11 protein-coding genes are annotated in these 7,187 nt (G+C 72.4%); 9 read left to right on the top strand and 2 right to left on the bottom strand.

Translation table 11 applies throughout. The features are described 5' to 3' along the window. From JHD21_RS09230 to JHD21_RS09205, 6 genes are all read left to right on the top strand, one after another. Nucleotides 1-485, top strand: a 485-nt coding sequence (locus JHD21_RS09230) for a dihydroxy-acid dehydratase (RefSeq protein ID WP_292673828.1), incomplete at its 5' end; no start/stop codon positions are given. Nucleotides 486-676: 191 nt separating this feature from the next. Beyond that, nucleotides 677-1,039, top strand: a complete 363-nt coding sequence (locus JHD21_RS09225; protein ID WP_292673825.1) for a metalloregulator ArsR/SmtB family transcription factor — start codon at nt 677-679, stop codon at nt 1,037-1,039. Continuing rightward, nucleotides 1,036-1,533, top strand: coding sequence for an SRPBCC family protein (locus JHD21_RS09220; RefSeq protein ID WP_292673822.1), 498 nt, complete (start codon nt 1,036-1,038; stop codon nt 1,531-1,533). The genes JHD21_RS09225 and JHD21_RS09220 overlap by 4 nt, the downstream gene beginning before the upstream one ends. A gap of 24 nt (nt 1,534-1,557) precedes the next feature. Next, on the top strand, nt 1,558-2,568 hold the full coding sequence (locus JHD21_RS09215; RefSeq protein ID WP_292673818.1) for a hypothetical protein: 1,011 nt from the start codon (nt 1,558-1,560) through the stop codon (nt 2,566-2,568). Nucleotides 2,569-2,588: 20 nt separating this feature from the next. Beyond that, entirely contained in the window at nt 2,589-3,812 is a 1,224-nt protein-coding gene (locus JHD21_RS09210; protein ID WP_292673816.1) for an aminotransferase class V-fold PLP-dependent enzyme, read from the top strand. Beyond that, nucleotides 3,809-4,822, top strand: a complete 1,014-nt coding sequence (locus JHD21_RS09205) for a S66 peptidase family protein (protein WP_292673814.1) — start codon at nt 3,809-3,811, stop codon at nt 4,820-4,822. Before JHD21_RS09210 ends, JHD21_RS09205 begins: the two co-directional genes overlap by 4 nt. Before the next feature lie 32 nt (nt 4,823-4,854). Here the strand turns inward: JHD21_RS09205 and JHD21_RS09200 are convergent, their stop codons facing one another. Further along, nucleotides 4,855-5,190 carry a UBP-type zinc finger domain-containing protein gene (locus JHD21_RS09200; RefSeq protein ID WP_292673812.1) on the bottom strand — a complete coding sequence of 112 codons (336 nt, stop codon included), beginning with the start codon at nt 5,188-5,190 and terminating at the stop codon, nt 4,855-4,857. After that, on the bottom strand, nt 5,187-5,825 hold the full coding sequence (locus JHD21_RS09195) for a Pr6Pr family membrane protein (RefSeq protein WP_292673809.1): 639 nt from the start codon (nt 5,823-5,825) through the stop codon (nt 5,187-5,189). The genes JHD21_RS09200 and JHD21_RS09195 overlap by 4 nt, the downstream gene beginning before the upstream one ends. Before the next feature lie 42 nt (nt 5,826-5,867). Here JHD21_RS09195 and JHD21_RS09190 point away from each other — a divergent pair, with 42 nt between their 5' ends. The 3 genes from JHD21_RS09190 to JHD21_RS09180 form a co-directional block, all read left to right on the top strand. After that, the gene (locus JHD21_RS09190) at nt 5,868-6,575 is read left to right on the top strand and encodes a GNAT family protein (RefSeq protein ID WP_292673807.1); all 708 of its coding nucleotides are present in this window, start codon (nt 5,868-5,870) and stop codon (nt 6,573-6,575) included. Next, entirely contained in the window at nt 6,575-6,991 is a 417-nt protein-coding gene (locus tag JHD21_RS09185; RefSeq protein ID WP_292673805.1) for a VOC family protein, read from the top strand. The genes JHD21_RS09190 and JHD21_RS09185 overlap by 1 nt, the downstream gene beginning before the upstream one ends. Continuing rightward, nucleotides 6,988-7,187, top strand: a 200-nt coding sequence (locus tag JHD21_RS09180; RefSeq protein ID WP_292673831.1) for a 4a-hydroxytetrahydrobiopterin dehydratase, incomplete at its 3' end; no start/stop codon positions are given. The genes JHD21_RS09185 and JHD21_RS09180, both read left to right, overlap by 4 nt.

The raw sequence follows: 7,187 nt of genomic DNA, 5'->3' as shown, positions 1-7,187 counted from the left end.
CCGGCTTCGACGACTCGGTCTTCACCGGCACGGCGCGGGTCTTCGACGGCGAGCGGGCCGCCATGGACGCGCTCGCCGACGGCCGGATCGTCGCGGGCGACGTGGTGGTCATCCGCTACGAGGGACCCAAGGGCGGGCCGGGCATGCGCGAGATGCTCGCGATCACCGGCGCGATCAAGGGGGCCGGCCTCGGCAAGGACGTCCTGCTGCTGACCGACGGGCGCTTCTCCGGAGGTACGACGGGTCTGTGCGTGGGTCACGTCGCCCCCGAGGCCGTCGACGCGGGCCCGATCGCGTTCGTCCGGGACGGCGACCAGATCACGCTCGACGTCCTCAACCGCACGCTCGAGCTCGACGTCGACGCGGACGAGCTCGCGGCCCGCACCGACGGCTGGACGCCCAACCCGCCCAAGTACACGCGCGGGGTCCTCGGCAAGTACGCCGCGATGGTGCAGTCCGCGGCCCACGGCGCCGTCACCGGCTGACCCCCGGGGGAGGGGTCCCCTGATCTCCGGTGACTCCCGCGCTTCTGCACCGAGATCTTGGCCCAGAAGTGCAGGGGTCCCCGGATATCAGGGGACTCATCCACCCGCCGGACAGTTGTCAACCAGATGGTTGACAAAGCTGGATCGACGCTGCCATCCTCCTCGTATTCAACCAATCAGTTGAGGACGAGATGACCGACCAGCTCTCCCAGGTGTTCGCCGCCCTGGCCGACCCGATCCGCCGCGACCTGGTGGCCCGGCTCAGCGTGGGCGACGCGACCGTGGGTGCGCTGGCGGAGCCCTACGACGTGTCCCTCCAAGCGGTCTCGAAGCACCTCAAGGTGCTCGAGGGCGCGGGGCTGGTCAGCCGGGGGCGGGACGCCCAGCGGCGCCCGGTGCATCTCGAGGCGGAGGTGCTCGACCTGATGACCGCGTGGATCGAGCGCTACCGCCGGGCGGCCGAGGCGCGCTACCAGCGACTGGACGCCGTCCTGGCCGAGCTGAACGACGAGCACGACCTCGACCACCATCCCGAGCAAGGAGAGACGGCATGACCACATCCACGACCACGACGAGCGACGGCACGACCACGATCGAGGCTCCGTCCGACCTGCCGGTGATCCGGATGACCCGCGAGTTCGCGGCCACACCTGCCCAGCTGTTCCGGGCGCACACCGACCCCGAGCTGGTCGTGCGGTGGATGGGCCCGGACGGCAGCACCCTCGAGATCGACCAGTGGGACGCGCGCACCGGCGGCAGCTGGCGCTACGAGGGCGTGTTCGGTGGCGACCGGTACGGCTTCCACGGCTGCTTCCACACCGTGCGCGAGGACCGCATCGTCTGGACCTTCACCTTCGAGGGCATCCCCGACGCCGTGTGCCTGGAGACCTTCACGTTCGAGGACCTCGGCCACGGGCGGACCCTGCTCCGGGCGGACTCGCTCTACGACGGCTTCGAGGCTCGCGACGGCATGCTCACCTCGATGGAGCCCGGCGTCAACGACGGCTACGCCAAGCTCGACGGGCTCCTGGCCGAGGGCGCGCTCTGACGGGAGCACGTACGCTCCTCGCCGATGGAGAAGCGCACCTGGGCCGTCATGGCCGTGCTGGGTCTCGTGTTCGTCGGCATGCTGGCGCTGTCCAGCGTGGCCGCCGACACAGGGAAGGGCGACGGGGCGGGCAGGTCGAGCCAGTCGCCGGCGCCGGTGGAGCCCGTCGGGACCCCCACCACCCCGGCGCCGACGCCGACCGATCCGAGCGATCCGGTCGAGCCGGTCGAGCCGCCTCCCGCTGAGCAGGCGACCCTGCCTGGTGGCCGGACGAAGATCTTCGGCGACAGGCGGTTCCTGGTCGCCTACTACGGCAGTGCCAACACCGGCGCGCTCGGGGTGCTGGGTGAGCGGTCCCCGGACCGGATGGTGAAGCGGCTGCGCGAGGCGGCGGCGCCGTTCGAGCGACCCGACAGCGAGGTCCAGATCGTCTTCGAGCTGATCGTCACGGTCGCCGACGCCCAGCCGGGCAAGGACCGCGACTTCAACCACGACATCGCGCGGGCCGACGTCCAGCGCTACATCGACGCGGCCCACCGGCACGGGGCGCTGCTCCTCCTGGACATCCAGCCCGGTCGGGAGCACTTCCTCACCGTGGCCCGCCGCTGGAAGTGGGCGCTCGAGGACCCCTACGTCGGGCTGGCGCTCGACCCCGAGTGGCGGATGGGGCGGCGCGGCGTCCCGGGCCAGAAGATCGGCTCGGTCAGCGCCACCGAGGTCAACCGGGTGTCGGACTGGCTCAGGAAGCTGGTGCGGATCGAGGACCTGCCGCAGAAGCTGTTCGTCCTGCACCAGTTCCGCACCGACATGATCGAGGACATCGGCGACGTCGAGCCGCGGACCGGGCTGGTCATGGTCCAGCACGTCGACGGTTTCGGGACGCCCGCGCAGAAGCGCAACACCTTCCACACGGTGGTCCGCCCCCGGCAGTTCTTCCTGGGCTTCAAGCTGTTCTACGACGAGGACAGAAGGCTGATGAAGCCCGGCGACGTGCGCCGGCTGCGGCCTAGGGTGCAGTTCGTGAGCTACCAGTGACCACTGTGGATCCTGCCGCTGTGGACCCTGCCGCCGCGGACCTCGACGCGGGCGACCTGCTGGGCGGCTATCGGGACCGGTTCGTCGGCGCGGAGTCGCCCCTCGTGTACTTCGACGGCAACTCCCTGGGCCGGCCCCTGCGTGTGACGGGTCCGCGGCTGACGGCGTTCGTCGAGCAGGAGTGGGGCGGCCGGCTGATCCGGGGCTGGGACGAGGCCTGGCTGGAGCTGCCCCGGGTGATCGGCGACGACCTCGCCTCGGCCTGCCTGGGTGCGGGCCCGGGCACCGTGACGGTCGGGGACTCGACGACCGTCCTGCTCTACAAGCTGATCCGCGCCGCGGTGGCGGCCCGGCCCGGCCGCACCGAGATCGTGCTCGACCGCGACCAGTTCCCGACCGACCGCTACGTCGCGGCCGGCGTGGCCGACGAGTGCGGGCTGACGCTGCGCTGGATCGACGTCGACACCACAGCCGGGGTGACGCCCGACCAGGTCGCCGCGGTCGTCGGTCCGCAGACCGCCCTGGTCCTGGTCAACCACGTCGCCTACCGCTCCGCCTGGCTGGCCGACGTCCCCGCCATCACGCGGATCGCCCACGACGCCGGGGCCCTGGTGCTGTGGGACCTGTGCCACTCCGCCGGTGTGGTGCCGGTGCTGCTCGAGGAGTGGGAGGTCGACCTGGCGGTCGGCTGCACCTACAAGTACCTCAACGGCGGCCCCGGGTCGCCCGCCTTCCTCTACGTCGCCGGCCGGCTCCAGGACGAGCTCACCCAGCCGATCCAGGGCTGGATGGGCGCCGCCGAGCCCTTCCTCATGGGTCCCTCCTACGAGCCTGCCCAGGGCATCCGGCGCTTCCTGTCCGGCACCCCGGCGATCGTGGGGATGCTGGCGCTCCAGGACATGCTCGCGCTGGTCGCGGACGCCGGCATCGACGCGGTCCGCGCGAAGTCGGTCGCCCTCACGTCGTACGCCGTCGACGTCGCCGACGAGCTGCTCACCCCGCTCGGGGTCGAGCTCGCCTCGCCCCGCGACCCGGAGCTCCGCGGGGGCCACGTCACCCTCAACCACCCGCTGATGCGCGAGGTCACCGCCGCGCTGTGGCAGCGGGACGTCATCCCCGACTACCGCGACCCGCACGGCCTGCGGATCGGCCTCTCGCCGCTGTCGACGTCGTTCGCCGAGGTGCGGTCCGGCCTCGAAAGCGTTCGCGACGTGCTGGTGGGGATGACACCCTCGGACAGGTGACCCGCTTCCCCCGCCCACTGGAGCCCGGCGACCGGATCGCCGTCACCTCCCCGTCCAGCGGCGTCGGCGACCGGCTCCGCCCGCGGGTCGAGGCCTCGATCGCCTCGCTGCGCGAGCGCGGCTACGACGTGGTCGTGGGCGAGTGCATGGGTGACGACAAGGTCGTCTCGGCGCCGAAGGAGCAGCGCGCCGCCGAGCTGGTCGCGTTCCTCAGCGACCCTGACATCGCGGCAGTCGTCCCGCCCTGGGGCGGCGAGACCGCCATCGACCTGCTCGACCAGGTCGACTGGGACGCGCTGCGCGACCTCGATCCCACGTGGCTGGTCGGCTGGAGCGACATCTGCTCGGTGCTGCTGCCGCTGACCCTCCGCTCGGGCTGGGCGACCCTGCACGGCTGGAACCTCGCGGACACGGCGTACGCCGCCCCGGAGGGGCTGGCGCACTGGCTGGACCTGGCCACCGCCACCGGCGCGGTGTCGCAGACGAGCCCGGGGCGGACCCGCGACGGGTGGGACGACTACGTGGCCGAGCCGGGCGTGACCGAGATGACGCTGGACCGGGCCACGTCGTGGTCCGTGCTCGGCGGTGGCGACGCCGAGCTCAGCGGGGTGCTCATCGGCGGGTGCGTCGAGGTGGTCTCGCCGATGGCGGGGACGCCGTACGCCGACGTGCCGGCGTTCGGCCGCGAGCACGCCGACGAGGGGCTGCTGGTCTACCTCGAGGTCTGCGAGCACGGGGCCTACGACGCCGCGCGCGCCCTGCACGGGCTCCGGCTGGGCGGGTGGTTCGAGCACGCGAGCGGGGTGCTGATCGGCAGGACGGCCGCACCTGACGCCGAGAAGATGAGCCAGCACGAGGCGGTCGCCGACGCGCTCGGGACGCTCGACGTGCCGGTGGTGCTCGACGCCGACATCGGCCACACCCAGCCGTTCCTGCCGCTGGTCAACGGCGCTTCCGCGACCGTGACCGTGCGGGACGGGGTCGGCGTGGTGACTCAGCGCCTCGGGTGACTGAACCGACGCAGACGGCCGCCGCGGCACCGTCAGTGGATCAGGTCCTGCCAGTTCGCCGGCACGCGATCCGCGGGACCGGGGACGGTCTGGTCGTCGGGCCGGCTGGTGGGCGGTGCGAGCGCCGGGCCGAGCACGCCCTTCTCCTTCTCGTAGTCCCAGAACCAGTCCTCGCCGGGCTCGAAGCTCTGCACGACGGGATGGCCGGACGACTGGAAGTGCGCGGTGGCGTGCTGGGCGGGGGAGGTGTCGCAGCAGCCGACGCGGCCACATTGCGCGCAGCGGCGCAGGTGCACCCACCAGCCGCCGGCGGCCTCGCAGTCGGCACACCCGGTGCCGCTCGGCGGGATGTCGGGATCGATGCTCATGGCGCCACCTTGGCACGGCGGTCATAGAGGCCGGCCAGCCAGACCAGGAGCAGGAAGAACACCGTGATCCCGGCGCTGCTGGCCACGACGCCGGCCACGCCCTCGTCCTCGCGGTGGTCCAGGAACGGGTAGGGGTACCACCCCGACGCCCCGCCGACCACCAGGGTCACGGCCAGCCAGGCCAGCGGCCAGCACAGCGCGAGGCGGACGGACCGGAGGTCGATCCGTGGCCGCGGGCCGAACACCGCCCACCCCGCGACCGCCAGCACCGGGACCGCCATGTGCAGCAGCTTGTCCGCGGCGTAGTCGGCGCCCTCGAGGTCGAGCAGTGGCCGGAGCAGCACGAAGTGCACGACGCCGGTGACCGAGATCCCGACGACCGCCGCCAGGCGCACGGCCCGCCACGCCGGGCCGTCGCGAGCGGGGTCACGGGCCAGGTGGACGGAGGTGAGCGCGACCAGCACGTTGCTCTGGACGGTGAAGTAGGCGACGAACCTGGCCAGGCGCACCCCGAGACCGGGCTGGTCGGTCTCGTCGAGCACCCGGCCACCCTGCATCACGAGCACCAGCTGGAGCACCAGGGCGGCGATCGCCACGACGCCGGTCACCGCGTGCCAGGCCCGAGCGCGGTGCATGGGCGCGAGCGTAGGGGGCCCGCGGGGTCGTACGGTGCTGATGTGCCCGAGATCAACGAGTTCGGCCAACCGGTGGGCGACGTCGTCCCGGGGTGGCAGCCGCGCGACCGTCCCGCCCGGATCGGGCTGATGGGCCGCCACGTGGCGCTCCAGCCGGTGTCGGTCACCCACGTCCCGGCCCTGTTCGCCTCGCTCTGCGGACCCGAGAACGGCGGGCTGTGGACCTACCGCCCCAACCCGGTCCCCGCGACCGAGGGCGCGCTCGCGGACCTGGTCGACGACTGGGCGGAGTCCAGCGACAACCTGACCTGGGCCGTCCTCCCGCTGGGTGGCGAGCCGGCCGGGCTGACCTCGCTCTACCGGATCGACCCCGGGCGCGGGCAGGGGGAGGTCGCCGCGGTGGTCTACGCCCGCTCGCTGCAGCGCACCCCCGCGACGACGGAGGCGACGTACCTGCTGATGCGCTACCTCTTCGACGGCCTCGGCTACCGGCGGTTCGAGTGGAAGTGCGACTCCCTCAACGAGCCGTCCCGGCAGGCGGCGCTGCGGCTCGGGTTCACCTACGAGGGCCGGTTCCGCAACCACATGGTCACCCAGGGCCGCAGCCGCGACACCGACTGGTTCTCGGTCACTGACGCCGAGTGGCCGGCGGTCCGGCTGGCGCTGCAGACCTGGCTGCAGCCGGACAACTTCGACCAGGAGGGCCGGCAGCGGCTTGCGCTGTCGGAGGTCAGGGCAAGACTGGGGTGATGGACCAACGGATCAGCTTCCTGACCCTGGCGGTGCGCGACCTCGAGACCAGCCGGCGGTTCTACCTCGACGGGCTCGGCTGGACCGCGGACCTCGAGGTCGAGGGCGACGTCGTGATGCTGATGGCGGGCGACAAGCTCGTGCTCTCGCTGTGGGACCGCGAGCACTTCGAGGCCGAGGTGGGACGGATCGCCGAGGGTGATGGCGTCCCGCCGTTCACCATCTCCCACAACGTGGCGACGGAGGCCGAGGTCGACGAGATCCTCGAGCGCGCCCGGACCGCCGGCGCGGACCCGGTCACCGAGGCGGTCGAGCGTGAGTGGGGCGGCTACACCGGCTACTTCGGCGACCCGGACGGGTACCGCTGGGAGATCGCCACCAACCCTGGACCCATCGGACAGAAGGTGCTGCCGTGACCGAGCCGGACCCCACGACGATCATCGGATACCCGGCCGTCCGCGACAGCGGGGTCGACGACTGGCGCTGGCTGCTCGGAGTCCTGCACGCGAGGTTCCGGACGGGCAGCTTCGCCACGGGTCTCGAGCTGGCCGACCGGATCGGCGCCGCGGCCGACGAGGCCGACCACCACCCCGACCTCGACCTGTCCTACCC

This window comes from Nocardioides sp. (genome assembly GCF_016462705.1).
In the GTDB taxonomy this organism is placed as follows: domain Bacteria; phylum Actinomycetota; class Actinomycetes; order Propionibacteriales; family Nocardioidaceae; genus Nocardioides.
The sequence above is the reverse complement of the archived record's forward strand: the minus strand, read 5'-3'. Positions and strand labels throughout refer to the sequence as shown.